Below are 26,550 nucleotides of genomic sequence, written 5' to 3'. Positions count from 1 at the left end.
GAGTTGCGGAGCTTTTTAATTATTAAAACACTTAGTTTTTAGAAACTTATTTTACTAAGTTAATTTCAACTCTTCTGTTCTGTTTTCTACCAGTTCTAGTATTATTCGTAGCAATTGGCTTGTCCTCACCATATCCAACAGCGGACAATCTAAATTCTTCAATACCTTTTTCTACCAAGAACTCTTTTACAGAAAGTGCTCTTGACTCAGAAAGGCTTTGGTTTAATTTAGCGCTACCTACACTATCCGTATGACCTTCTACTGTAAATTTAGCATTAGGATACTCTTTAAGGATAGTAATGATATCTACCATAACTGAAGTTGACTCAGCTTTTATAGAAGATTTACCAGTGTCGAACAAGATTGTTCTAGCATAGTCGTTCAATTGCTTTTGAACTTCTTCTGTTACTTCTGGGCAACCAGCGTTTGCAACCGTACCGGCAACGTCAACACATTTGTCATCTTTGTCAAGTACACCGTCACCATCGGTATCTGGCCATGGGCATCCTTTATTTTCAGAAGGACCAGCTTCGTTAGGACAAGTATCATCTTTATCGGCAACACCGTCGCCATCAGCATCAGGACAACCAGCTAAAGCGGCAAGACCAGCTTCGTTAGGACAAGCGTCATCTTTGTCGGCAACACCATCACCATCAGCATCAGGACAACCGTTCATCTCTTTAGAACCAGCCTCGTTAGGACAGCTATCTTTACTATCTTCGATTCCATCACCATCAGCATCAGGACAACCGTTGAAAGCTTCTAAACCGGCAACTTCTGGACAAGCATCATCCTTGTCATATATGCCGTCACCATCAGTATCCGTTCCACCAAATTTGATGGAAAGACCTGCTAAGTGTTGGAAATGAGTAACGCCATAATCCTCAAATGCGTGCTTGTAAGAAGATTGTAATGTAAGGCCAAGGTTTTCTGTAAACCAGAAATTAACACCTAAACCACCGTTAACGGTACCAGCTCCAATTTCATCTACCCAAGTATAACCACCACCTACTTCTACGAAAGGATCGACTACTTTATTCTTCAGGAAGTTGTATTTAATTGTACCATCTAAAGCATAGTGAGACAAATCATCAACAGCTACGTCTCCTAATTTGCTAATCTTGTTTAAAGAACCTCTTGCTCCAACAGAAAAACCGCCTCCAACAGACTTTGACAGTCCAATGAAAGAGATAGAAGGAAGGATATTCCAGTGATCGTTGGCATTAAAGAATTGGTTTCCAAATGAAGAGACATCCCCAGTAGGATATACGTCAATTGCGTTAACCCCAAACTGTACTTGCCAAGGATTATTCTCGTCTTGCGCTTGTACATTGTTAAAACCTACAACTAGTAGGGCAACAAGCATTAATTTGCTAAGATGTTTCATGTTCAAATTTTTAAGTTTAAGTGTTTATTAGCTGCAAATGTAACTTGTTAAATATTATTAACAAAATCAATTTCCTATTTTTTTTAACGCATTTGATAGATTAAATGCTGCGTTTAAACGATTTTTAATTCTTTTCCTACTTCTGTGAACGCCATTATAGCTCTGTCTAAATGTTCTTTGGTGTGTGCTGCGGATAGTTGTACACGTATACGAGCCTTACCTTTGGGAACCACTGGATAAAAGAACCCGATAACGTAGATACCCTTTTCAAGAAGTTTGTTTGCCATAATTTGTGATAGTTTGGCATCGTATAGCATTACGGGAACTATGGCCGATTCCCCATCAATAATATCAAAACCCGCCGCTTTTATACCTTTTTTAAAGTAGGCGGTGTTTTCTTGGAGCGTATCTCTTAAGGCGGTATCGTCTTTTAACATTTCAAATACCTTAATAGAGGCACCTACGATGGCGGGTGCTAACGAATTGGAAAACAGATAGGGTCTGGAGCGTTGGCGTAATAGTTCTATAATTTCCTTTTTACCTGTAGTATAGCCTCCCATAGCACCTCCAAGAGCTTTTCCTAATGTACCGGTAATAATATCTATACGTCCCATGACGTTCTTTTCTTCTAAGGTGCCTATTCCTTTTGCGCCTATGAATCCTGTCGCATGGCACTCGTCTATCATCACCAAAGCATCATATTTATCGGCGAGGTCACATATTTCATCTAAGGGAGCAACTAAACCGTCCATGGAAAACACACCATCTGTAACTATGAGTTTAAATCGCGCACCGTCTTCATTGGCTTGTTGTAGTTGTTTTTCCAGATCTGCTATATCGCTATTGGCGTACCTATATCTTTTTGCCTTACATAAACGAACGCCATCTATAATGGACGCATGGTTTAAGGAATCTGAAATAATCGCATCTTCGGCCGTGAGCAGCGGTTCAAACACGCCCCCGTTGGCATCAAAACAGGCTGCGTACAGTATAGTGTCCTCTGTTTCATAAAAGTCCGCAATTTTAGCTTCCAGTGTTTTGTGTATGTCTTGCGTGCCGCAAATGAAACGAACCGAAGACATTCCAAAGCCATGGGAATCCAACGTGTCCTTTGCCGCTTTTACGACCTCTGGATGAGAGGACAAGCCTAAATAATTGTTGGCGCAAAAGTTGATTACTTCCTGTCCTGTAGAAACTTTTATAACAGCATCCTGTGGTGAAACAATAATGCGTTCCTCCTTAAATAAACCGTCCGCTTTAATTTGTTGTAACTCTGTCTCTAAATGTTCTTTGATTTTTCCGTACATAATAGTGTTAAATAAATTCTGTAGTTATAGTCGTATCTATATATACAATTACTTTTTGGTCTAAGGTATATCCCATGCTGGTTAAAGCGTTGGCATAACTTAGTACTTGTTCCCTGTATTTAGGATTTTTACCTCCTGTCTTGTAGTCTATTACACAAGCTTTGTTGTTGCGGACGATTATCCTATCCGGTATCAACCGTTGTCCATTTGCCAAGAGAATCTCTTTTTCATTGTATACGGTGTTTCCTTTACTGAACAAAGATATTAGTTTTGGATGGGTAACAACCTGTAAGACCTTGTCTTTTATAAGGATGTGTTCTGCTTTTGTTATCAGTCCTTTTCTTAAAGCGATGTTCATTGCAGTATCCACATCGTTAGAATAATTAATGTGGCTTAGTATATAATGAATAACATTTCCTTTTTTAATGGCTTCCTCTTGCGTGGTGTCCCAGAGCATGCCGGCCTTTGTCAAGATTTTAAAACTTGGTCTGTTCTTATGAGTGTAACTATAAGGAATTTCTAGATGCGCCGGTACCAAATTTTTCTCCTTATTGCGTTTTGGGAGTGTGCCGAAACTATAATCTTCGGTATTGGTATCCCAGATTCCTTTAGATTGCAGATAATGTATAAATAGGCCGGAAAAAAAGCTTGGTTTATGGGAGCCGTCTTTATTCAGGTCTTTTTCACTTATAATGTAAAGCGAGGTTTCCGCCCTAGTTAGCGCCACGTATAAAAGGTTAAACGCATCTAAGTGTAATTTTTGTTGTTCGGCATCAAAGAGTTCAGCTTCTTGCGTGCCATAACCCCGTATCTCTTGCTTTTTTGAGAGAAGGAGCTCTTGAAACCCTGAAAAGGATTCGGGTGCTACGGTAGTCCATATTTTTGGTTCTATCTCTTCAAAAATATAGGTATTGGCATAGGGGAAAATAACTACGGGAAACTCCAAACCTTTAGATTTATGAATAGTCATTATCTGTACGGCATTGGTTGTCTCCGGGGTACTTATGCTTAATTTGTTTCCTTTTTTCTCCCAATACGTTAAAAGGGACTGTATATCCGCGCCATGTTTTTGTTGCACTTCAAAAACGGTATCCATAAACGCGGTGAGGTGGGCATCGGAATTTGGAACAAGGTCAAATACTTTTATTGCATGTTCCATGCCGTCATAAATAGCGGTTTCCCTAAAAAGAGCGACGTTAAAGCCATAAGACTCGTGTAAAAGGGATTTCAAATTAGTTAAATGAGTCGCTATAAACCTATGTTTGTCCTTTAGCCCATCTGCCAGAAAATGTAGTACCTCGTAATTAAGTTCCGCCTCGGTTGGTTGCATGGCGTGTTTGGCCAAGGAAATTAAAAATTTAACTTTAGGGCTGCTAGAAAGTAATAGTGATTCTGATGAAACTACAGGAATACCCTCTTTCATAAGGTAGTTTGCTAACAGGACACCATGTTTTTTTTTGCGAACAAGGATACAGATATCCCTATAATCATATCCCTGTGCCGAGGACTCCGATATATGCTGTAAAGTTTTTAGACCATAAAGATCATCATCTGCATCGGTCAAAAAAGAGAGGTGCACATAACCGCCTTTTTTGTTGTTGGTTTCTTGCCGGTTTCCGTCCTCAAAGAACTGCCTATATTTAGGATGCTCTAAAAACGGGCTTATACTTTGAAAAAAACTGTTGTTGAAGTGAACGATTTCGTCATAACTACGATAGTTTTTTGGAAGTATATGGGTTTTTCCTTGAACGGAAAATGGATTGGATCGGGAGGTGGCTAATTTTAAAAATTGTTCTGCTTCTCCTCCGCGCCACCTATAAATGGCCTGTTTGGCATCGCCAACCAGAAAAAGAGACCCTGTTTGGCCTTGCTCGTCCTCACTTTCCAAAGCATTGCTTATCAATGGAATAAGGTTGCTCCACTGCATTTCCGAGGTATCCTGAAATTCATCTATAAAATAATGACGGTATTTCTCACCGAGGCGTTCGTATATGAAAGGAGCCGGCTGATTTTTTATTTCGTTAGCTATAATGGTATTGAACTGAGAAATGGAGAGTTGGTCTTTTTCTTTTTGTATGCCTTTTAGTTCTTTTTGAATGGCATTGAGCAAGGTAAGCGGAACAAGGTTTCTGTAAGCGTTCTGTAAAAAGTTAAAGCGCATTAATTGGGACTCGATTTCCCTAAAAAGTCTGCCAAATTCGGAGTGAAGGCCATCTAAAATAGCTTTAGTTGGTTCTTTACAGGACTTATTATACAGGGGTTTGCTTTCAAAATTTTGTTTCCACCCGCTATTAAAATCCTGTTTGAGGTTTCCATCGGCAAACTTGGACATAAATTTAGGAAAATAGCTACCGGAAAAATCCTTAAACTCCAAGTCGTTATTTTCTATCAGCCGCAAACTTAGATCGGCGTTCGATATTATTTCCTTTTGACAGGTTGTGATCGCGTTAGAAATATTTTTTTTCAGGGCCGAAAAATCGGTTATCGATTTATCTTCTAGATTTTTGATATGGGGTATATTCCCCTCATCGAACAATAATTTTCCAATTTTGGTAAGGTCATACGCAATATCCCAACTTCTATTGTCATCTATTTTCTCCAATGCAAAATCCATCAACACCTTGGTCAAGGCCATATCCTCCCCCGCCTTTGCTATAACCCTGGAAACCGCCTCGTCCAGTAACAAGTCCGTATCAAGAACTACTTCAAAATGCTGAGGGATTTTAAGGTCCTTTGCAAAAGTTCTGATAAGTCTGTGGGTAAATTTATCAATGGTTGAAATATCAAAAAAAGCATAATTGTGCAATAAATCCCTAAGACTGTTTTTACTCAGTGTTCTAAGGGATTCCTGGCTCAATTTTAGTTCTGCCATCATATCTTTGAACAAGGGGGAGGCTTCCTCTACAGCTGTTGTTTTGCTAAACGCGAAAAGGCTGTCCAGAATACGGCTTTTCATTTCATTTACCGCTTTATTGGTAAATGTTATCGCTAAAATACGTTTGAAACTACGCGGAGAAGAAAGTACAATTTTCAAGTACGCTTTGGAGAGGGCATAGGTCTTTCCCGAACCGGCCGAAGCGTTATATATTTTAAAGGAACTTTCCTGCACTTGCTTTTAGTTGCAAAATAAGCAATATCAAACAGTTCTTAACAAATTATTAGGGGAATATAAATGTTAAAAACTGTAAATTTGGACGGAAAATAATATTAACTACAAAACAAAAATTATGGCTTTCGAATTACCAAAATTGCCTTATGCCTATGAAGCGTTAGAACCTCACATAGATGCTAGGACAATGGAAATACATCATACAAAACATCACAACGGGTATACTACTAAATTGAACGGTGCCATAGAAGGAACCGGTTTAGATGGTAAATCGATAGAAGATATCTTAACCGGTTTGGATATGAACAACGGTGCCGTTAGAAATAACGGTGGTGGGTTTTATAACCATTCACTTTTTTGGAATATACTTTCTCCAACTGGTGGTGGAGAACCATCAGGAGAAGTAGCAGACGCTATAAACAGTGCTTTTGGTTCTTTTGAAGCCTTTAAGGATAAATTTAGTGCTGCGGCCGGTACTAGGTTCGGCTCTGGATGGGCTTGGCTCTGCGTACATAAGGGCGGTAAACTGGAAATTTGTTCTACACCGAACCAAGATAATCCGTTAATGCCCGGTGTAGCATGTGGAGGCTTTCCTATTTTAGGACTAGATGTTTGGGAACATGCCTATTATCTAAACTACCAGAATAGAAGGCCAGATTATGTAAATGCCTTTTTTAATATTATCAACTGGGAGGAAGTAGCTAAGTTATATGCGGAAAACAAGTAGTATTATCTAGATAATAGTTGTTAAGCAATACATTTAGAACCACTTAGAAATTCTTCTAGGTGGTTTTTTTATGTTCAAAAATAGAAAAGGGCGGAGAAGTCTCCACCCTTTTCGTCCCAAATCTTACCATAAACTTAACCTACTTATGCTATGGCGATACTAAATTACTGGTATTGTGGGAAATAAAAAAAGAAATGTTAAAAAAAAACAGTTTCTTTTTTAAATATGGGTTTTTGTAGTAGCAAAAAAGGGACATAGATTAGTAATACTATACAGGCAGTTTTGTTGCTACAGCGTTGGCTAGGGCCAATGATAATACCGAGCAGAATGGACTGTTTTTGGGTCCTTAGACTAAATTAAAACGGGGCAATAACCGTAAGGCCTGTGTTGGGAGTTGATTTATTTCATCAATTTTCTGACCCGGTAAAGTTTGAAACCTTATAGCTTCAGTGTAGCTATGGTGTTTTCCATAAACATTTTAGTAGCAATAGAACTTGTTATTGATTATTGAGTTATCCAGAATAAATAACTGTGAAACGTATTAATTAATTGTGGTTTCGTTACTGCTATGTACTTGTTGGTATTTCCCTGATAGGATTTAGTTGCTTTAGAAACCGGTACAACAGCAATAAAAAAGGCGGAGCATTGCTCCACCTTTTTTCCCCAAATCTTACCATGAACTTAACCTACTTATGCTATGGTTCTTCAAAGGTATGGCGCATGTTCCCGTTATAAAAAGGAATTGGACAAACCTCCGTTTACTTGGTTGAAATACCATTATTGATGCGGATAGATGAATTTGTAGGTGAAGTTTTGCATTTGTTGTTTTTGGCGAACACATCTACCATTTGTTTATTGTCCGGCCCATAGTATTGTTTAGCCTTCACTTGGTATGTTGGAGGATTGTACCAAGATTAGCTACAGGGTAGCGTAATGGCTGTTCATCTGGTTGGTCAACTCAGAATTAATGTGGCGGTGGCATATTGGTACAGTAGGTAAATGGAGGTAATCAACTGCGTAATTATTAGTTAAGTTGAACTATTATGGAGAATTAAAAAGGCGGAGCATTGCTCCGCCTTTTCCCCAAATCTTACCATGAACTTAACCTACTTATGCTATGGTTCTTCAAAGGTATGGCGCATGTTCCCATTATAAAAAGGTATCGGTCAAACACCCAATTTATTAGGTTCAAAGGCAGATATCCAATGGTGGATGGAAAAAAGCCGATACTCCTGCGAGCGATATCCACATCTAGAAATTTGATAGGCCTTCAATTAAGAAGGCTTGGTGAGGGCGTGCGGGAGTGCCGGAAATCTTGGGTATGGCACAAAGCTTAGTTCAGTGTTTAAAGAATAGGGTACCCCGCCCTTATGCGGGATTGTCGTGCATCTTTGTTTTCCAAGATCTACAACAATAAAAAAGGTGGAGAAGTCTCCACCTTTTTTGCCCCAAATCTTACCATGAACTTAACCTACTTATGCTATGGTAAGCCTAAAAATATATTTGTTAGATTCAAACTACCCATTGTGACGTTGAAACACCAATTTTATCGATGAAATACTCAATCTGTGCTTTTATCAATAAGACTAATAGGCGCGTTCATTTTTACCTTCATAGAAATTGATAAAGGCTTTGTTTACTACTCTATTACCGCCCGGTGTTGGATAATTACCTGTAAAATACCAATCCCCCAAGTTTTTAGGGCACGCTGCGTGAAGGCTGGAGATGGTTTGGTAGATTATCTGAACCTCTGCATTTATGGCATCCGAACTTAGTAATTCACCTATTTTATTCGAAATTTGATCTGCGGAGAACGGAGCATAAAATTCTTTAACGTAATTGATTACGTCCGTATCCTTAGATTTTACTTGTTGTATGCACTTTTCATAAATGGTGTCAACAAGGTTCATGGAGCCATGGTCCTTATGCAAGGCCAGTGCTGCTTTAAAAGCGATAAAATCCTCTAGCTTGGCCATATCAATGCCATAACAGTCGGGATATCTTATTTGTGGCGCGGAAGAAACGACAATGATTTTTTTAGGCGATAACCTATCTAGAATACGCAGTATACTTTTTTTAAGTGTGGTTCCCCGTACAATACTATCGTCGATGATTACCAGATTATCCCCCTTCTTTACAGAGCCATAGGAGATGTCGTAAACATGGGCCACTAAATCGTCCCTACTATCGTCTTGGGTGATAAAAGTTCTTAGTTTGGCATCTTTTATGGCAACTTTTTCTATTCTTGGGCGCACCTCTAAAATAGAATGAAGTTCCGCGCTTGTAATTTTTGCCCCTATGGCAAGAATTTCTTCCTCCTTTTTCTTGTTCAGGTAGTTCTGTGCTTCTTTCACCATACCAAAGAACGAAGTCTCCGCAGTGTTCGGGATATAAGAAAATACCGTATTCTTGATATCGGAGTCGATCGCCTTTAAAATTTGGGGAAATACCAATCTACCCAGTTCTTTTCTTTCTTGATATATTTCCTTGTCGCTTCCTCTTGAAAAATAAATACGCTCAAAGGAGCACGCTTTCCTTTCTGTAGGTGTTACGATGCGCTTTATTCTTGTTTCGCCATTTTTCTCGATAATAATGGCATGGCCTGGATCCAGTTCTTTAACTTTTTCATAAGCCACGTTAAAAACTGTTTGTATGGCAGGTCTTTCGGAAGCTATTACAACTATTTCATCGTCTTTATAATAGTAAGCAGGCCTTATTCCCGCAGGATCTCGGAGTACAAAAGCATCACCATGCCCAAGCAAACCTGCCATGGCATAGCCACCATCAAAATTTTTAGCTGCCCTACGGAGTATTTTGGCAACGTTAAGCCGTTCTGCGATAATTGCAGAAGCTTCTTTTTTACTGTACCCCTCCTTTTTTATCTCTTTGTACAGTTTCGCAACAGCGTCGTCCAGAAAATGTCCTATTTTTTCCATAACCGTTACCGTATCGGCCATCTCCTTAGGGTGTTGGCCCAGCTGTACAAGGTTGTCGAACAGTTCGTTCACGTTCGTCATGTTAAAATTGCCGGCTACGATAAGGTTCCTGTGCATCCAGTTGTTCTGTCTTATAAACGGATGTACGCTTTCGATGCTGTTCTTTCCAAAGGTCCCGTATCGCACGTGGCCCATGAGCAGTTCTCCAATGTACGGAATGTTCTTTTTCTGAAGTGCCACATTACCCTCATATTCAGGATGTTCCTTGAGCTCATTGTTGATACGATCATTGATCTGGGCAAAAATGTCCTGTATAGGTTGTTGTTCGCATGAACGTATACGGCTCATATAGCGTTCTCCAGGTTCCACATCTAACTTAATGCTGGCAAAACCGGCTCCGTCCTGACCGCGGTTATGCTGTTTTTCCATCATCAGGTACATTTTATTTACTCCATAAAATGCAGAACCATATTTCTCTTTGTAATACTCAAGAGGTTTGAGGAGTCGGATTACCGAGATACCACATTCGTGCTTAATAGCGTCGCTCATTACTAACTGTATTTAATGACCTTTTATTAATTAAAGATAAATCATATTGTTTGTTCGCACCCTTTTTCTGTAACGGCATTCTTTTCCTGAACCTACAGCCAAAAAAACCCCGGTTATTTGGGGTTTGTGATTAGTTTAGCTCAATTTCAAATTGTGTCAATGCTTTAAACTGATGTAATCTTTTGTTTATTTCTTTCTTATCCAAGTTTATCATGCGCTCCGTGCCAAAACGTTCTACGCAAAACGATGCCAAATTGGACCCGTGTATAACCGCTTTCTTCATATTTTCAAAGGACACATCTCCCGTAGCCGCAAGATATCCGGAAAATCCTCCTGCAAAAGTATCTCCTGCCCCTGTAGGGTCAAAAACTTCTTCCAACGGTAAAGCCGGAGCAAAGAAAATCTGTTCCCTGTTAAATAGTAGCGCACCATGCTCCCCTTTTTTTATAACGACGTACTTGGGGCCCATATCGTAAATTTTACGTGCTGCTTTCACTAAGGAATACTCACCGGTCAGTTGTCGGGCCTCTTCATCGTTTATGGTAATAACATCAATATGCTTAATGGTTTCCAATAAATCGTCCAAGGCGTTATCCATCCAAAAATTCATGGTGTCCAGTATAATGAGCTTTGGTCGTTTAGTCATCTGATTAATTACACTCAGTTGCACGCCTGGATGTAAATTTCCTAGCATTACTACTTCAGCACCGCTATAATATGAGGGAACTACGGGGTTAAAGTCTGCCAAGGTATTCAACTCGGTAACCAACGTGTCTCTTGAATTAAGGTCGTTATGGTACTTTCCTTTCCAATAAAAGGTTTTTCCCCCTTTAATGACTTGCAGTTGGGAAATATCGATGTTTTTATTCTTTAGTAGGTCTAAATATTGTTGGGGAAAATCCTCCCCGACTACGGAAACAATAGCAGAATCCACATCAAACTGTGACGCTGCCAAACTTATGAACGTTGCTGCGCCTCCCAATATTTTATCTGTTTTTCCGAAGGGAGTTTCGATTTCATCAAACGCAACTGTACCTACAATAACCAACTTGCCCATATACCTTTTTGAAATTTGGTTGCAAATATACAGTTTTACCGGTCCAATATAAATTGGTTTTCGATGGAAAGCTGATTTTTTGAGATAGAAGTTAAAACCTCTTAAAAAAGTAAATGTTTGATTTTGCATAGAATAACGAAAGGGTCTTTACTTCCTCCCAAAATCCGCAGGAATCTCACCCCAAGCCTTGGTCTCCCATTTTACGATCGGGGTAGCATATTGGTTTTTTTTAAGCCAATCTTCGGCACGTTGTACTATTTCGAACAAGGTTCTGTTTTTGGATGTCTCGGGTAATTTTGTATTGCATTTTTTCTTTCGTACCCAGCTCATAGCGGTGCGGGAATCGGTATAAATAATGCGGTCGCTGTTCCGTTCCTTTAAAAAAGCAAGTCCGTGTACTATGGCCAAGAACTCCCCAATGTTGTTAGTGCCCTGTGGAAAAGGACCTTGTTTAAATAATTTTTTTCCAGTTTTGGTGTCTACCCCTTGGTACTCCATTATGCCCGGATTTCCACTAGAAGCCGCGTCTACGGAGATGGAATGGTAGTTAGGCTGGCCAATGGTAAGCAGCTCTTGCGGCGAAAGGGTACTAGTTCCTTTTTTTTTGCCCTTATAATCGGCATAGTTTCCATTGAAAGCTTTTTGCGCTAGTTCAAAATTCTCAAAAGACTTGAATTCCGCTCCGGTATAACCTTCTATAGCTTTTTTACAAGCCGCCCAAGTTTTATGAATACCGGGTTGTTTTCCTTTCCAAACTACGTAGAATTTTGTTTTTTTCGTCATACTACAAATAACTCCTAACCTTTTGATCCGTTTTAATGATGCAGCATAAGTAATACTACCTCAGTTACCATGGGGGAACAATAAATGCTTGATCACCTTTGGAAAATGCTCATACTCCAATTGATGTACTTTCTCTGCTATTTGCACAGGACTGTCTTCGGGCAAAACGATTGTTTTAACCTGCCGTATAATTGCGCCTTCATCGTAGTTTTCATTTACATAATGTATCGTAATACCGGTTTCGGTATCTCTATTTTCTTTTACCGCTTTGTGTACGTTCATTCCATACATGCCTTTACCGCCATATTTTGGCAACAGCGCAGGATGAATGTTTATGATGCTATTAGGGTATGTTTTGACCAGATTTTCGGGGATTTTCCACAGAAAACCTGCTAAAACAATTAGATCGGGCTTTAATGATTTTAGAAGGTTTAGCACACAATCGCTATCGAAAAACGAATGCTTATTGAAGTACAGGGCATTGATTTTTAATCGATTGCATCTATCCAAAACTTTGGCATCCCTTTTGTTGGTTAGTACGGCGGCGATGGTAACATTTGGGTCGTGCTTAAAATACGTAGCAATATTTTCAACATTGGAACCGGAACCGGAGGCAAGTAAAATTATTTGTTTGGGTTTCAAAAGAAAAGGATTTAGTGTAAAAAGAATCCGGTTTTTAGCAACAACATGGAAAATCGAACAAAGTAAAAGAAAAGGGAACCTATCATATAATTAGAACATTCCTATCTTTTCAACTACTATTTTCAATAACCACAAACTTTGCCAGAACCAAATAATTATTAAGGTAAAATTACTACTCTTGTGTTTAATTTGATTAAATTACAACACATTTTAACGACAAAACGTGTTATTAAACCAAAGTTTTTTATTTTTGCCATCAATTTAAATTTTTAAAACCAATATTATTATGTCAGACATTGCATCAAGAGTTAAAGCTATCATCGTTGATAAATTAGGAGTTGATGAAAACGAAGTGGTAACGGAAGCTAGCTTTACTAACGATTTAGGGGCAGATTCATTGGATACTGTAGAGTTGATCATGGAGTTCGAAAAAGAATTTGATATTCAAATTCCAGACGACCAAGCCGAGAACATCGCAACAGTTGGCCAAGCAATCAGCTATATAGAAGAAGCGAAGTAATTTATGATTTCTCTTAGATAGAATTTCAAATTATCCATGTGGTAAATGCTCCGCATGGATAATTTTTTTTAATTTACATTGGTTTATAGGATAAACTAAAATAAAATTCGATGCAGTTAAAGCGAGTTGTGGTTACGGGGTTGGGCGCACTTACCCCAATAGGCAATAATATTGAGGAGTATTGGGACGGTCTTGTGAACGGTAAAAGCGGTGCGGCACCGATAACCCATTACGATTCGGAAAAATTTAAGGTAAAATTTGCCTGTGAACTCAAAAACTATAACATAGAGGACCATTTTGAAAGGAAGGAAGGGCGGAAGCTTGATAAGTTTGCACAATATGCCCTAATTTCTTCTGACGAGGCAATTTTGGACTCTAAACTCGACTTGGACAAAGTAGATAAATTCCGTGTAGGCGTTATTTGGGGTGCCGGTATCGGTGGACTCGAAACATTTCAGAACGAGGTATTGAATTTTGCCGCTGGCGACGGAACACCACGATTTAATCCTTTCTTCATTCCCAAGATGATAGCGGACATAGCTCCTGGGAATATTTCAATAAAGCACGGTTTTATGGGGCCTAACTACACTACGGTTTCGGCTTGTGCCTCTGCGGCGAATGCGATGATAGATGCGCTTAACTACATTCGTTTAGGGCATTGCGACGTTATTGTTACGGGCGGTAGCGAAGCAGCGGTCACCATAGCGGGTATGGGTGGTTTTGGTGCCATGCATGCCTTATCTACAAGAAACGATAGTCCGGAAACCGCATCAAGACCTTTTGATGCTACCAGGGACGGATTCGTACTGGGCGAAGGTGCCGGAGCGTTGGTACTTGAAGAATATGAACATGCCAAGGCAAGAGGGGCCAAAATTTATGCCGAAGTTGCAGGCGGAGGGCTTTCTAGCGATGCCTACCACATGACAGCACCACACCCAGATGGCATTGGAGTAGTGAGGGTAATGCAGAATTGCCTGCGTGATGCAGGAATGAAAATAGAAGAGGTAGATGCGATCAATACCCACGGAACCTCCACACCTTTGGGAGATGTTGCAGAACTTAAGGCGATTTCCGAAGTTTTTGGGGAACACGCGAAGAATATCAATATTAATTCTACAAAATCCATGACCGGACATTTGTTGGGAGCGGCAGGTGCCATTGAGGCCATTGCTTCTATATTATCAATGGAACATGGTGTTGTACCTCCTACGATCAACCATACCACAGTAGACGAGAATATAGATCCAAGTTTAAACCTAACGTTGAACAAAGCACAAAAAAGGGAGGTCAATGTTGCTATGAGCAATACCTTTGGTTTTGGAGGCCATAATGCCTGTGTGGTCTTTAAGAAAATAAAGTAATACTAGTAATGGATTTTCCTAAAAATATATTTAATTCCCATCCCAAAGAGGATGGGGATTTTTTTTTAGGGATAAAAAAAATACTTGGTTTTAAACCTAAAAACTTAAAGTACTATAAAAAAGCCTTTCTACATAGGTCCCTGAACCAACGGGATGAAAACGGCAATCCAATGAACTATGAGCGGTTAGAATTTTTAGGGGACTCTATGTTGGGAACAATAATTTCCAAACACCTTTATAATGAAGTACCCAATGGGGACGAAGGCTACCTTACCAAGATGCGATCCAAAGTAGTTAGTAGGGAGCATTTGAACGAATTAGGTAAGGGTCTAAAATTGATAGATTTTGTAGAAAGTAGGATCCCTAAATCCCATTTTGGCGAGAATATCCATGGCAATGTTTTTGAAGCCTTGGTCGGGGCCATATACTTGGATCGCGGTTATCCCTATTGCGAGAGATTCATTAAGAAAAGAGTTATTGAACCCTATGTAGACATAGAGCAGTTAGAGGGGAGGGTAATTAGTTATAAGAGTTTGGTAATAGAGTGGTGCCAAAAGAAAAAAAAGACTTTTAACTATAACGTCTACGAAGATACAGGCAACGACTCCTTAAAACATTTCGCGGTTAAATTATCAATTGGAGATAATGTGGTGGCTAAGGCAAGGGCTACATCAAAAAAAAAGGCAGAGGAGCGCGCATCTAAAAGGGCATTTTTTGCGCTTCAGGACAAAATGGCGAAGTGATACTCTTTTAACCAACGAAACGCTAACGTTTTCGTAACGCTGAATATCGCTTTTAAGCCTGCTGTTTTTAGGCTTTATTCGTGAATAGTTCTATATTTACGGCTTGTTTAAACGATGAATGGCAGTCTACAAAATAAACGAGGATTTTTACGATGATTCATTTCTATTGATCGCCATTCATAGTTCCTTGGAGGATTACACTTTAGTATATCACCTAAACAAAACGCTTAAAACAAATTTTAAAAGGTCGAATACCGATTTCGACCTGTCGGAAAACAGCTCTTTTCCTTGGTTCGACTGGGTAGACCAATTTAATGACCGGTATTGGGTGCTGGTTGCCAACCAAAGTACAAAACAAGAGTTACAGGTAAATAACGACTTGTTTCAGAACGAAACAACCTATAGTAGACCTCGGCTTGTCCCAGAATATAAAGAAGTAGATTACTTTCTAAAAATAGAGGAGGAAGAAGGTCTGGAGAGTGATGAAATAATAAAGGTCTTAACCAAAATGCCCAAAGTAATTACAGCTTATGCGGTAAGTACAGATAAATTAAAATCAAAGAAAAACTTAATATTTTAAGTATGCCAACTAGTAAAAAAACAAAGATAGTAGCCACATTAGGGCCTGCCACGAGCAAGAAAGATGTGCTTAGAAGTATGATATTAGCGGGAGTAGATGTGTTTAGGATCAACTTTTCACATGCCGACTATGAAGATGTAAAGGAGCGTGTAGCCATGATTCGTGAGTTGAGCGAGGAATTAGAAATAAACACTTCTATCCTTGCAGATCTACAGGGGCCTAAGTTACGTGTAGGCGTAATGGCTGGAGAAGTAGTAGTTAGCCCAGGAGACGAAATCACCTTTGTTACGGGAACGCCTTTTGAAGGTACGGCAGAACGCGTATACATGAACTACAAAGAATTTCCTAGAGATGTAAAACCTGGAGAACGCATACTTTTGGACGATGGTAAACTAATGTTCGAGGTTGTTACGACCAATGGCGAGACAGAGGTTAAGGCGAAAGTAATACAGGGAGGCCCTTTAAAATCGAAAAAGGGAGTTAACCTTCCAAACACGAACATATCCCTGCCCGCACTTACAGAGAAGGACGTCAAGGATGCGGAATATGCAATCTCCCTCGAGGTAGATTGGATCGCACTTTCCTTCGTGCGATTTAGTCAAGACCTTATAGACCTGCAAAATATCATTAGCAAACATTCCAAGCATAAGATTCCGATTATTGCCAAAATAGAAAAGCCGGAAGCAGTTGAGAATATAGACAAAATTGTAGCCTATTGCGACGGGCTAATGGTTGCCCGAGGTGATTTAGGGGTTGAGGTTCCTGCACATGAAGTACCATTGATTCAAAAACAATTGGTGTTAAGGGCTAAAAAAGCTAGAATACCGGTAATCATCGCTACACAGATGATGGAAACTATGATTACGAGCCTTACACCTACGAGAGCAGAGGTGAACGATGTCGCCAATTCTGTTATGGACGGTGCCGATGCCGTAATGCTTTCTGGGGAAACTTCTGTTGGCAACTACCCGGTTCAGGTTATTGAGAAAATGACCAATATCTTAAAAAGTGTTGAAGGGAGTGATCTAATTAAAGTCCCTCATGAGCCACCACATATAAGAACCAAGCGGTTTATGACAAAATCTGTTTGTTACCATGCCGCGCTTATGGCAAATGAGATAAAAGCGAAAGCTATATCTACATTGACCAATAGCGGTTATACGGCCTTTCAAATTTCTGCATGGAGACCAAGCGCGCACATATTGGTGTTTACTTCAAATAAAAGGATTCTGACCCAATTGAATTTGTTATGGGGTGTTAAGGCTTTCTATTATGACAAGTATGTTTCTACGGATGAAACTATAGAGGATGTAAATCAAATAGCTTGTAAAAAGGGATTCTTAGAAGTTGGGGATATGCTCGTAAGTTTGGCGGCCATGCCTATGAAAGACAAGGGGATGGTAAACACGTTACGGGTTACGGAAATAGAGAATTGTAATTTTTAATTTAACCAATAATACCCAAAGAAAAACCCGCTGATCGCGGGTTTTTTAATTTGTAATACTCTTTGCGCTTTAAGCTACCTCTCGCTCAAAAGCTATAAAATTAATAACTTCCCCGGTTTTGTTGAAAATCGGTTGTCCATGTATCCAACACTTATATGTAGAACCATCTTGCCGGTAATTGGTTACTATGGTCTCAAAGGATCGTTCTTCTTTTATAGCCGTAGAAATTAGTTCTAAAGATTTCTTACATGTTTTTTCTCCTTGGAACATTTTTGGTTTGTTGCCAATAATCTGTTCCGGTCTGTAACCATTCATTTTCCAAATATTATTGGTAGCGTAAACTATATTTAGTTTAGCATCCGTAACTACAATGACATGTTCTTTTTGTTCCAGTTCCTCTTTAAGTATATTCTGGTCAAACGCCCATGAACGTTCCTTGGCGATTTTAAAAAGAGATGTTAGGTCCGTTGCCGTTTCACAGACCTTGTCGAAATTCGTAGCATAAAAATCCCAAGAAGATACGGGTAGTTGTGTAATTTTTAGCGTCTTATAAAATTTTCGTACCGCATCATCATAATTTCCAATATCCATATTGATTGAATAATATTAATAATCGTTTTCATAGCAATAGCTTATAAAGCTATTAAAACCGTTTATAGCCTTCAAATTAATAGGAATGATTAACAGTCTTGTTTAATAGTTAATACGAATTATTTTCCATTTAGATCGTAAAGTATGAACAAAAAAAGAGACCAAACGTATCGAAAACAACCGTATTTAATCCCGTTTTGTTATGTATTACGAATATCACGATGCCAAATTAGGGTCGCTTTTAGGGTTTAGCAATGACATTAAGAATGATCAAAACCAATTTTCCATCGTGTCGGGAAACATCAATATGTTATGGAATAAAAATAAGGTACCGGTTCGTTTGCGGATAGACGGACTGGAAATGGAACTGCTCCCCGATCAATTGGTCACCACTACCTACTTGCAGCATGTGACCTATTTACCCATGGAGGCTCCCTTAACGGCCTTTCTTTTTAATAGGGAATTCTATTGTATCAACGACCATGACAGTGAAGTGTCCTGTAATGGAATCCTATTTTTTGGAACACAGGACATTCCCATTATTACCATACCGGAAGATCAGTTGACCAAATTTGACCTGTTGCACGAGATCTTTATTGAGGAGTTTTCTACATCGGACCAGATCCAAGGTGATATGCTGCAAATGCTTCTAAAGCGCCTTATCATTATATGTACGCGGTTGGCCAAAGAACAGTTGATCGTAAAAACAATGAATAATGACCAGATAGACGTGGTACGGAAATTTAACGTATTGGTAGACACCCATTTTAGGACCAAAAGAAAGGTAAGTGATTATGCCGAAATGCTTTTTAAAAGCCCCAAGACCCTGTCCAATCTCTTTGCCCTGTACAACCAAAAATCGCCCCAGCAGATTATTTTGGAACGTTTGGCACTGGAGGCAAAGCGCCTTATGAGTTTTACGGATAAGCAGAACCAGGAAATTGCCTATGACCTTGGTTTTAACGACCCAGCGCATTTTAGCCGCTTTTTTAAAAAGATGACCGGGCTTTCGCCCTCCCAATATCGGGAAAACAACAGTTTGTCCGCATAAAGGGAAATAAGTACAAGCGTTCGGGCAATAGCGCCTAACAAATACCTTCTTTGTTGCCTCATCTTTGTCCTGTATTTAAAAATATAGTAAAGATGAAAAACAAACAGCCTTCTATTTTTAATCTTATTGAGATATTTCGGCAACCGAAAAAAACGCAGGTCATTCCTATCAATACCGAAGCGCATTGCGAACAAAAACAGCATCATGATTTCTATTGCGATGCGGAACGACCCTATATATCCATTTAAAAACAAAATAACAAAACCGGTATTGTAACGAAGCATGCAAAAAATGGATATAAAGCTTCGAGACAATAACAAAAAAATAACATAAATATTCCTGCTGGTACCGAGATACCTAAACGGTATAGCGGTACGCTAGGAATATAACAAAAACAACGTAATTATGAGCACATTTAATGTACCTACAAGAGAAGAGGTCACCGTGGCCAACCAAGCAATTTTTGACAACCTTAACAATGCCCTAGGTTTTGTACCTAACCTCTACGCCACTTATGCACATTCCCAAAATGCCCTTGGCAACTACTTGGCTCTTAGTGGCGCCAAAACGTCTTTGAACGCCAAACAGAAAGAAGTGGTAAACCTGGCCGTAAGCCAAGTGAACGAATGTCTTTATTGTTTGGCGGCCCATACGGCCATAGGAAAAATGAACGGTTTTAACGATGCGCAAATCTTGGAACTTAGGGCCGGACAGGCTTCTTTTGACCACAAACTCGACGCTTTGGCCAAACTAGCCAAAAACATGACCGAAAACAGGGGAGCTACGGACGCCGCGGTAGTAACGGATTTTCTAAACGCAGGCTGGACCAAGGAGCATTTAATAGACACCATTGTCCTCGTAGGCGATAAGACCATATCCAACTACTTGCACAAAACGACCAACGTACCTGTAGACTTTCCTGCAGCACTACCATTGGAAACGGTAAGTGCCTAAAAGGAAATGTATAGTGCACCTTTAGGAAGAGAAGATCATTCCTAAAACCAATTCAAGTCTTTTGGCTGCCAAAACAAGGATAGAAGTGGTTTAAGCTTTTCACGGTCAAGCTAAAATTAGTGATTTTTTGAACATTTGAATACTTTTTTGAGTTGCATAGCATCGCTACGGAAGGAAAAAAGACAGGGCCGAAACAAAGCCAACAATTTGGCTTTTGAATGAGGAGCCAGTTGCCGCGCGCGGCGAGAAAGAGCAATTTTTTAACGAACGGAAAAGTATAAATAACTTCATTATGTACAAAATACATACCCGAGATAAAGCAACGATTATTGTGGCCATGCGATTTGATTGCGATTTTAATATTTGAACAGAAGTAAAACGTAGGCCCTCCGTTAAAGTAGGGTCAAAAAAAAGAAATAACATAACAACATTTCCGTAACCCGGAGAAATTAAATCACGTAATTATGAGAAAATTAGTAGCAGTAGCATTTTTAGTATTTGGAACTTTAGTAAGCGGTAACGCCCAAGATAAAATGGCCAAGATAGTTTCCTTGGAGCAAGTGCCCGGTGAGTTTATCACAAAGCAGTTGACCCTGAACGAGGGTACCTACATCTTTGAGATTACAAACAACGCTGTAGGTCATAATGTAGGCTTTGTATTGGCCAAAAAAGGCTCGGACTTGTCCAATCCGGAAAACCACATACAAACGGCTTATGTAACAGAACAAGTAGCCGATGGCCAAAAACAGCAGAGCAGCCCTACCACCTTGGCAAAAGGGGAATACGTGTATTTTTGTCCGTTGAACCCAACGGCCACTGACAACACGCTGACCGTTAAATAAGTACGGGAATCCAGCAATGCTCCAACTCCCCTAAGAATAACTTTCTTACGGGAGTTTTTCTTTGGTTAAAAATCGAATTTTAACTGGACCAAAATAGCTTCTTCCCCGGTTTTGGCCGTTTCTTTTTTATCGGTGTTGAGGTTGGCAAGGGAAATGCCAAGCAAACGAACGGAGTTTTGAAGTTCTTCCTGATATAACAATTCCTTTGCGGTCTCCAAGATCAAATCCTTATCGGCAATGAAATAGGGCAAGGTCTTACTACGTGTGTTCAAGGTAAAATCACTATACTTAATTTTTAGGGTGATGGTTTTTCCCGCGATATCCGCTTTTTTAAGTCTTCGCTCCAGTTCTGCTGCAATATGGTCCAAGCGCTCTAGCATAAAAATCTCGCTGCTCAGGTTCTCGCTAAAGGTACGTTCCGCTCCAACCGATTTTGGAATCCGATGCGGTTTTACCTCGCTTTTATGGATACCGCGCACAACATCATAATAATACCCGCCACTTTTCCCAAAGTGCTCGGTTAAAAACGCGACCGATTTCGTTTTTAGGTCCTTGCCCGTAAAAATACCCAGTTGGTACATTTTCTCGGCCGTTACCTTGCCTACCCCATAGAATTTACGAATGTCCAAGTCCTCCAAAAATTGAAGGACCTCTTCAGGGTTTACTGTTTTTTGTCCGTTGGGCTTGTTGATATCACTGGCCACCTTGGCAATAAACTTGTTTATGGAGATACCTGCAGATGCATGAAGTCCCGTTTCCTCCAAAATACGCTGTCGTATTTCCTTGGCGATCAAGGTTGCGGAGGGATTTCCTTTTTTATTGATGGTCACGTCCAGATAGGCCTCGTCCAAAGAAAGGGGTTCCACCAAGTCGGTATATGCATAAAAAACGGCACGTATTTTTTGTGAGATTTCCTTATAACGATCAAAGCGTGCCTTTACAAAAATAAGGTCCGGGCAGTTTCTTTTGGCCAGCACACTGCTCATGGCGCTGCGTACCCCAAATTTTCTGGCCTCGTAACTGGCCGCGGCCACCACTCCGCGTTGGGAACTTCCGCCCACGGCAATGGGTTTTCCCCTAAGTTCCGGGTTGTCCAATTGTTCTACAGAGGCATAAAAAGCATCCATATCTACATGAATGATCTTTCTTTGCGGTATGTGCCTTGTATTCTCCATCTAAGCCCTACAAAGTTAGGGATATGGACCGGGTTAGCTTGTTTAGGTGCCGTTATAATTGAAGCTGGATATCCGTTCTAATTATAGAATAGCTAGTTGACGGGTATTTTATTATGACAATACGGTCTAGCTTTCCCTCTTCCCTTATAATTTATTGTGGTTCGCCATTGTAAGTTGCCTCACTGATGGTAAAAATTGTCGCGCTGCGTTCGCTACCCTCAATCTCCATGGTTAGCTTTAGTAACAAAATATCCGTTTCGGATTTGTTCAGCTGTATTCGATAGCTGTTTGCACCTTCTTTGCCGCTCAAAAAAATACAATCCCTGAGCTGGGTTCTGTAACCGAGATGCTCACCTTGCGACCTTGCTTGGTAACGCTAATCCCTGCTGGCGAACAGCTGCCGTTGGCGAGAAGGTCGGTTCCTTCCGCATCCGTAAGTGTTACGGAAAACAATTGTGCCAAACAAAACTATGGATAGCTTCTTTGGTTTTGAATACCGTTGCATGTTCTATGTTTTGGACTTTGTAGAAGGATTATTGTTGTCCGTTCAAATGCTTTTGAACCCAACTAAAACTACCGTCTATAGTGTCGAAAAGTTGTTCTTTGGGGACTAGGTCCGGTATAATATCTATGGAAGTCAATAAGTCTTTAGGCTGTTCCTGTAACCCTGTAAGGACTACTTTTATATCTTTTAGCGCTAAATCCAATATGGCGTTTTCCAGTGCATAAATACCTGATTGATCTACATAGGGCACCCGATCCATACGTATAACTAGTACTTTTATGCCTGCATCAATGTTTTTTACCTGCTCTTGAAAGTGAGAGGTAAAACCAAAGAACAATGGCCCGTATAAGTGTTTGATATAGATTTTATCTTTAAACTTCTCATAAAACGCTGTTTCGTCTTCCCATGGTTTTTCTCCATCAAACCCGGCCAAGGTTCCTACTTGCATACCTTCCTCGCCGATATCGCTCGCTCGTTTCATAAATAAAAGAGCAGCAAGCGTTACGCCTATGCCTACGGCTTGTATCAAACTTCCAAAAGTAGTCCAGAGCAATACCAAAATAAGAACGGCGGCATCAGCCCTCGGTACTAATTTTAAATGTCGTAGCCCTTTCATATCAACTATCTTAAATCCTATCGGGATTAGGATTCCCGCTAAAACAGCTAGTGGGATATAGGCCGCCAAAGAGCTTAGCCCCAATAAAATGGCCAATAGAAATACCCCGTGCAATGCTCCGGACAATCTAGTTCTTCCTCCGGAATTTATATTCACCACGGTTCCTTTAGTTGCACCCGCTCCCGGGATACCACCGATCAAGGCCGCTACCATATTGCCTATTCCTTGACCTATAAGTTCGCGGTTACTGTTGTGCTTGGTCTTGGTCATGTTATCCGCAATGACAGAGGTCAATAAGGAATCTATAGAGCCTAGGACGGCTAGTACCATACCGTATTCCAATACTAAAAAGTAGGCACTACTATCTATAGTGAACAAACCATCTAATTGTAATGAAGGTAGTCCCGAAGGAATTTCACCTATAATAGGTACATCCCATTGGATAAAGTAGGCAAAAATGGAAACAACGATCAAGGCCACCAAGGGACTGGGAACGCTTTTATTGATTTTAGGGAACAAGTAATAGATTGCAACGGTCATTGCTCCCAAGGCTAGCGCTTGCCAATTAAAGTCACTGAACAACCTTGGTAAATCGGCCATAACCTTCAAGGTCGATTTTGCCGAGTCCAAACCTACAAAAGGGAAAACCTGAAGAATGATGATAATCAAACCCACCCCGCTCATAAAGCCTGAGATTACCGGATAGGGAAAATATTTTATATAGCCTGCAATGTTTATCAATCCAAAAATAATTTGCAAGGCGCCACCTACCAAAAAACTGAGTAAAATGATTCCCATGGCATCCTGCAAGCTACCGGCAACTTCAATGGCGTTGGCTACCAAAGCTGCGGATACTACGGTCATGGGGCCTGTAGGGCCACTTGCCTGAGTTGCCGTACCTCCGAAAAGTGCGGCTAGTATACCCACGGCAATGGCGCCGTACAATCCAGCTATAGCTCCCAAGCCAGATTGTACACCAAAGGCCAAGGCTAAAGGAAGTGCTACTACACCGGCCACTAGTCCGCCGGTGATATCTCCCTTGATATTACTAAAATCAAAAATATTCTTTAACATGTATATAGATTAAAGGTTGGAATAAAGGAGGTTATAGGAAATCTACTTTTCCGGTATCCATATCATAGACGCCACCAATAATCTTGATTTCACCTTTGTCTTCCATCTCCTTCAAAATAGGACTGTTGTCGCGTATGTCCTGAATTGTTTTATTTACATTGTGCTCACATACCAAGTGCACAAATTCCTCGTTTTTAGAACTTCTGTCCCCGTTATATGCTACCGAGGCTACGGCCGGTCTTATTTTGGATAACATCGCCGTAATATTTCCTAGTTTCACATTGTCTACCGCAGCTTTAACGGCACCGCAATGTTCATGTCCTAAAACCAAGATTACTTTAGATCCGGACACCTTGCAACCAAACTCCATACTACCTAAGATATCTTCGTTTACGAAGTTGCCGGCAACGCGTGCTACAAAAATATCGCCTATACCCTTATCAAAAACATCTTCAACAGGTACGCGACTATCTACACAGGATAATATCACAGCTTTTGGAAATTGACCTCCAACGGTTTTCCGTATTTGTTCCGTGTGGTCACGTGCCGTAAGATCTCCTTCAACGAATCTTTGGTTGCCTTCCTGTAAACTTTGAATGACGCTGTCCGGAGTTAAGGCCGCTTGTTCATCTGCGGTCAATACCTGTTCTACTAAAGGAGTTATTTCCCTTGTGATTATTTCTCCCGTATTAGACTCGACCTGTATGGTCAATTTTTTAAATGAGCTCATTGTGTTTTGTTAATGGTTTAAATATGGTTAAATGTAAACTCGATAAGGGTTTTTCTAAAATTTAACCTATAACAAATGATTATGGCTTGCATTAATAAAACTAAATGTATTTTCATAAAATCATAAAAACACAGCAGTTGAAGACACTTAAGTACAAAAAGGCCTTTCTAATAAAAAGTATGTGTAATCCGATTCGGGGCAGAACCCATCAACTTTGGCACACTAAGGAAACCTACATGGCACTTTACTTTAGATAAATTAAGGTGCTAGGTTGAAAAAGATTTCTAAACTAGTGTAAAAGGAGGTCTACATTTAGCGGTGCTCATTACGTTGCTAAAATCCCATCTTTTTCGATTAGTGAAATAAGTTTTAAATTGGTGGAGCTTATACTACCGCTTTCGAACATAAAACGTTTTTCGTATAGTTTATTATCGGCATAATACGTTACAAAGAATTCGTTATTAAGTTCCAGGACGTCTTCTTGTACCATTTCTATCTTTTCGAAAGATTTGGCTCCAACTTCACCAATGGCATGCCGCATAGTAGAGGTGTTTCTTTCCGTATCAAAACCTTTGGAAACAATGATGACCATTTCAATTGCGGTTTCTCTATCGTTAAGAAGGTACGCATTCCATTCTTTGGCCAAAAATTCTTTGTTCCATTCATCAACAAGAGCTACGTAAACATCTTTAGCAATGGGTATCTCTATATCTTTTTTCATAAAAATATGCCATGGTATTTAGTAGATGGCGAGTAACGACTATTACAATGCGCCCTTAAACTGTTCTAAAAATCGGATATCGTTTTCGCTCAATAAGCGAATATCGGAAATCTGGTGCAACAACAAGGCAATACGGTCTATACCCATGCCAAATGCAAAACCGGAATATTCTTCTGGATCTATACCACAATTCTTTAACACATTCGGGTCTACCATACCACAGCCCATAATCTCTAGCCAACCGGTCCCTTTAGTCATCCTGTAGTCGGTTTCTGTTTCTAGCCCCCAGTACACATCTACTTCTGCGCTGGGCTCCGTAAAGGGAAAATAGGAAGGTCTCAAACGGATTTTAGATTTACCAAAAAGTTCTGTCGTAAAGTATTGTAGCGTTTGTTTAAGATCGGCAAAGGAGACGTCCTTATCAATATATAATCCTTCCACTTGATGGAAAAAGCAATGCGAACGTGCCGAAATGGCTTCGTTGCGGTACACTCTTCCTGGGGAAATAGTACGAATTGGAGGTTTGTTGTTTTCCATATAACGCACCTGAACGGACGAGGTGTGGGTACGTAAAAGGATGTCTGGATCGGTCTGCACGAAAAAGGTATCCTGCATGTCTCTTGCTGGGTGGTATTCCGGTAAATTCAAGGCGGTGAAATTGTGCCAATCATCTTCTATTTCAGGGCCTTCGGATACATTGAAACCAATACGTGAAAATATGTCTATGATTTGGTTCTTTACGATAGAAATTGGATGTCTGGCTCCTAACTCTATCGGATTTCCAGGTCTGGTCAAGTCTCCAAACTTTCCTTTTTCTTCCGTTTGGTGGTGCAAGGCATTTTTTAATTCGTTTACCTTGTCCGTTGCCCTTTGTTTTAGTTCATTGATAGTTTGCCCAAATTCTTTTTTTTGGTTATTTGGCACGTTCTTGAATTCGGCAAAAAAAACGTTCAATAGTCCTTTTTTGCCTAGATATTTTATGCGGAACGCTTCGATAGCTTCCGGTGTATCGGCAGAGAATTTTTCTACTTCTGCAATATGCCCTTTTAATGTATTGATCATGGATTTCTCTAATGCGACAAATTTAAGACATTTTGTTGAACCTCGAATTTTGTTTTTTCAACCTTATAACAAATAAGCAGGCC

The 26,550-nt window shown here is 40.0% G+C and carries 23 protein-coding genes; 10 read left to right on the top strand and 13 right to left on the bottom strand.

The genetic code is table 11. The features are described 5' to 3' along the window. Positions 1 to 46: 46 nt before the first annotated feature. The 3 genes from ACFQZJ_RS16935 to ACFQZJ_RS16925 all read right to left on the bottom strand — a co-directional run bounded on the left by ACFQZJ_RS16935 (position 47) and on the right by ACFQZJ_RS16925 (position 5,803). On the bottom strand, positions 47 to 1,387 hold the full coding sequence (locus ACFQZJ_RS16935) for an OmpA family protein (protein ID WP_379936066.1): 1,341 nt from the start codon (positions 1,385 to 1,387) through the stop codon (positions 47 to 49). Positions 1,388 to 1,500: 113 nt separating this feature from the next. Then, a complete protein-coding gene (gene kbl, locus ACFQZJ_RS16930; protein ID WP_379936065.1) occupies positions 1,501 to 2,694 on the bottom strand; it encodes a glycine C-acetyltransferase in 1,194 nt (397 codons plus the stop codon). 7 nt (positions 2,695 to 2,701) lie between these two features. Beyond that, entirely contained in the window at positions 2,702 to 5,803 is a 3,102-nt protein-coding gene (locus ACFQZJ_RS16925; RefSeq protein WP_379936064.1) for a UvrD-helicase domain-containing protein, read from the bottom strand. A 118-nt stretch (positions 5,804 to 5,921) separates the two neighbouring features. Here ACFQZJ_RS16925 and ACFQZJ_RS16920 point away from each other — a divergent pair, with 118 nt between their 5' ends. Further along, positions 5,922 to 6,530 carry a superoxide dismutase gene (locus ACFQZJ_RS16920; protein WP_379936063.1) on the top strand — a complete coding sequence of 203 codons (609 nt, stop codon included), beginning with the start codon at positions 5,922 to 5,924 and terminating at the stop codon, positions 6,528 to 6,530. Positions 6,531 to 8,116: 1,586 nt separating this feature from the next. Here the strand turns inward: ACFQZJ_RS16920 and ACFQZJ_RS16915 are convergent. The 4 genes from ACFQZJ_RS16915 to purN all read right to left on the bottom strand — a co-directional run bounded on the left by ACFQZJ_RS16915 (position 8,117) and on the right by purN (position 12,497). After that, on the bottom strand, positions 8,117 to 10,015 hold the full coding sequence (locus tag ACFQZJ_RS16915) for an amidophosphoribosyltransferase (RefSeq protein WP_379936062.1): 1,899 nt from the start codon (positions 10,013 to 10,015) through the stop codon (positions 8,117 to 8,119). A 130-nt stretch (positions 10,016 to 10,145) separates the two neighbouring features. After that, positions 10,146 to 11,072: a PfkB family carbohydrate kinase gene (locus tag ACFQZJ_RS16910; RefSeq protein ID WP_379936061.1), complete on the bottom strand. Its 927-nt coding sequence runs from the start codon at positions 11,070 to 11,072 to the stop codon at positions 10,146 to 10,148. Positions 11,073 to 11,219: 147 nt separating this feature from the next. Further along, positions 11,220 to 11,855, bottom strand: a complete 636-nt coding sequence (locus tag ACFQZJ_RS16905) for a ribonuclease H1 domain-containing protein (protein ID WP_379936060.1) — start codon at positions 11,853 to 11,855, stop codon at positions 11,220 to 11,222. 60 nt (positions 11,856 to 11,915) lie between these two features. Then, a complete protein-coding gene (gene purN, locus ACFQZJ_RS16900) occupies positions 11,916 to 12,497 on the bottom strand; it encodes a phosphoribosylglycinamide formyltransferase (RefSeq protein ID WP_379936059.1) in 582 nt (193 codons plus the stop codon). A 286-nt stretch (positions 12,498 to 12,783) separates the two neighbouring features. Between purN and ACFQZJ_RS16895 the strand changes: the two genes are divergently transcribed. The 5 genes from ACFQZJ_RS16895 to pyk all read left to right on the top strand — a co-directional run bounded on the left by ACFQZJ_RS16895 (position 12,784) and on the right by pyk (position 17,146). Next, entirely contained in the window at positions 12,784 to 13,017 is a 234-nt protein-coding gene (locus ACFQZJ_RS16895; protein ID WP_008269813.1) for an acyl carrier protein, read from the top strand. 110 nt (positions 13,018 to 13,127) lie between these two features. After that, positions 13,128 to 14,378 carry a beta-ketoacyl-ACP synthase II gene (gene fabF, locus ACFQZJ_RS16890; protein ID WP_379936058.1) on the top strand — a complete coding sequence of 417 codons (1,251 nt, stop codon included), beginning with the start codon at positions 13,128 to 13,130 and terminating at the stop codon, positions 14,376 to 14,378. Between the two features lie 8 nt (positions 14,379 to 14,386). Further along, on the top strand, positions 14,387 to 15,121 hold the full coding sequence (gene rnc, locus ACFQZJ_RS16885) for a ribonuclease III (protein ID WP_379936057.1): 735 nt from the start codon (positions 14,387 to 14,389) through the stop codon (positions 15,119 to 15,121). 118 nt (positions 15,122 to 15,239) lie between these two features. Further along, positions 15,240 to 15,701 carry an IPExxxVDY family protein gene (locus tag ACFQZJ_RS16880; protein ID WP_379936056.1) on the top strand — a complete coding sequence of 154 codons (462 nt, stop codon included), beginning with the start codon at positions 15,240 to 15,242 and terminating at the stop codon, positions 15,699 to 15,701. A 2-nt stretch (positions 15,702 to 15,703) separates the two neighbouring features. Continuing rightward, a complete protein-coding gene (pyk, locus tag ACFQZJ_RS16875) occupies positions 15,704 to 17,146 on the top strand; it encodes a pyruvate kinase (protein WP_379936055.1) in 1,443 nt (480 codons plus the stop codon). Positions 17,147 to 17,215: 69 nt separating this feature from the next. Here the strand turns inward: pyk and ACFQZJ_RS16870 are convergent, their stop codons facing one another. After that, positions 17,216 to 17,737: a PAS domain S-box protein gene (locus ACFQZJ_RS16870; RefSeq protein WP_379936054.1), complete on the bottom strand. Its 522-nt coding sequence runs from the start codon at positions 17,735 to 17,737 to the stop codon at positions 17,216 to 17,218. 202 nt (positions 17,738 to 17,939) lie between these two features. Between ACFQZJ_RS16870 and ACFQZJ_RS16865 the strand changes: the two genes are divergently transcribed. From ACFQZJ_RS16865 to ACFQZJ_RS16850, 4 genes are all read left to right on the top strand, one after another. Further along, positions 17,940 to 18,788 (top strand): helix-turn-helix domain-containing protein, encoded by an 849-nt coding sequence (locus tag ACFQZJ_RS16865; protein ID WP_379936053.1) that lies wholly within the window; start codon positions 17,940 to 17,942, stop codon positions 18,786 to 18,788. A gap of 92 nt (positions 18,789 to 18,880) precedes the next feature. Continuing rightward, positions 18,881 to 19,036 carry a hypothetical protein gene (locus tag ACFQZJ_RS16860; protein WP_379936052.1) on the top strand — a complete coding sequence of 52 codons (156 nt, stop codon included), beginning with the start codon at positions 18,881 to 18,883 and terminating at the stop codon, positions 19,034 to 19,036. A 157-nt stretch (positions 19,037 to 19,193) separates the two neighbouring features. Continuing rightward, positions 19,194 to 19,742, top strand: coding sequence for a carboxymuconolactone decarboxylase family protein (locus ACFQZJ_RS16855; RefSeq protein ID WP_379936051.1), 549 nt, complete (start codon positions 19,194 to 19,196; stop codon positions 19,740 to 19,742). A 464-nt stretch (positions 19,743 to 20,206) separates the two neighbouring features. Next, positions 20,207 to 20,584, top strand: coding sequence for a plastocyanin/azurin family copper-binding protein (locus ACFQZJ_RS16850; protein ID WP_379936050.1), 378 nt, complete (start codon positions 20,207 to 20,209; stop codon positions 20,582 to 20,584). Positions 20,585 to 20,649: 65 nt separating this feature from the next. On the opposite strand, the gene dinB is transcribed toward ACFQZJ_RS16850, so the two are convergent. The 5 genes from dinB to pheS all read right to left on the bottom strand — a co-directional run bounded on the left by dinB (position 20,650) and on the right by pheS (position 26,467). After that, on the bottom strand, positions 20,650 to 21,759 hold the full coding sequence (gene dinB, locus ACFQZJ_RS16845) for a DNA polymerase IV (RefSeq protein WP_379936049.1): 1,110 nt from the start codon (positions 21,757 to 21,759) through the stop codon (positions 20,650 to 20,652). A gap of 533 nt (positions 21,760 to 22,292) precedes the next feature. Then, entirely contained in the window at positions 22,293 to 23,954 is a 1,662-nt protein-coding gene (locus ACFQZJ_RS16840; RefSeq protein WP_379936048.1) for a SulP family inorganic anion transporter, read from the bottom strand. Between the two features lie 31 nt (positions 23,955 to 23,985). Next, positions 23,986 to 24,684 carry a carbonic anhydrase family protein gene (locus tag ACFQZJ_RS16835; protein WP_379936047.1) on the bottom strand — a complete coding sequence of 233 codons (699 nt, stop codon included), beginning with the start codon at positions 24,682 to 24,684 and terminating at the stop codon, positions 23,986 to 23,988. A gap of 325 nt (positions 24,685 to 25,009) precedes the next feature. After that, positions 25,010 to 25,405, bottom strand: coding sequence for a hypothetical protein (locus tag ACFQZJ_RS16830; RefSeq protein ID WP_379936046.1), 396 nt, complete (start codon positions 25,403 to 25,405; stop codon positions 25,010 to 25,012). Between the two features lie 42 nt (positions 25,406 to 25,447). Next, positions 25,448 to 26,467 carry a phenylalanine--tRNA ligase subunit alpha gene (gene pheS / locus ACFQZJ_RS16825; protein ID WP_379936045.1) on the bottom strand — a complete coding sequence of 340 codons (1,020 nt, stop codon included), beginning with the start codon at positions 26,465 to 26,467 and terminating at the stop codon, positions 25,448 to 25,450. Positions 26,468 to 26,550 lie beyond the last annotated feature (83 nt).

This window comes from Maribacter chungangensis (assembly GCF_042676845.1).
In the GTDB taxonomy this organism is placed as follows: domain Bacteria; phylum Bacteroidota; class Bacteroidia; order Flavobacteriales; family Flavobacteriaceae; genus Maribacter; species Maribacter chungangensis.
The sequence above is the reverse complement of the archived record's forward strand: the minus strand, read 5'-3'. Positions and strand labels throughout refer to the sequence as shown.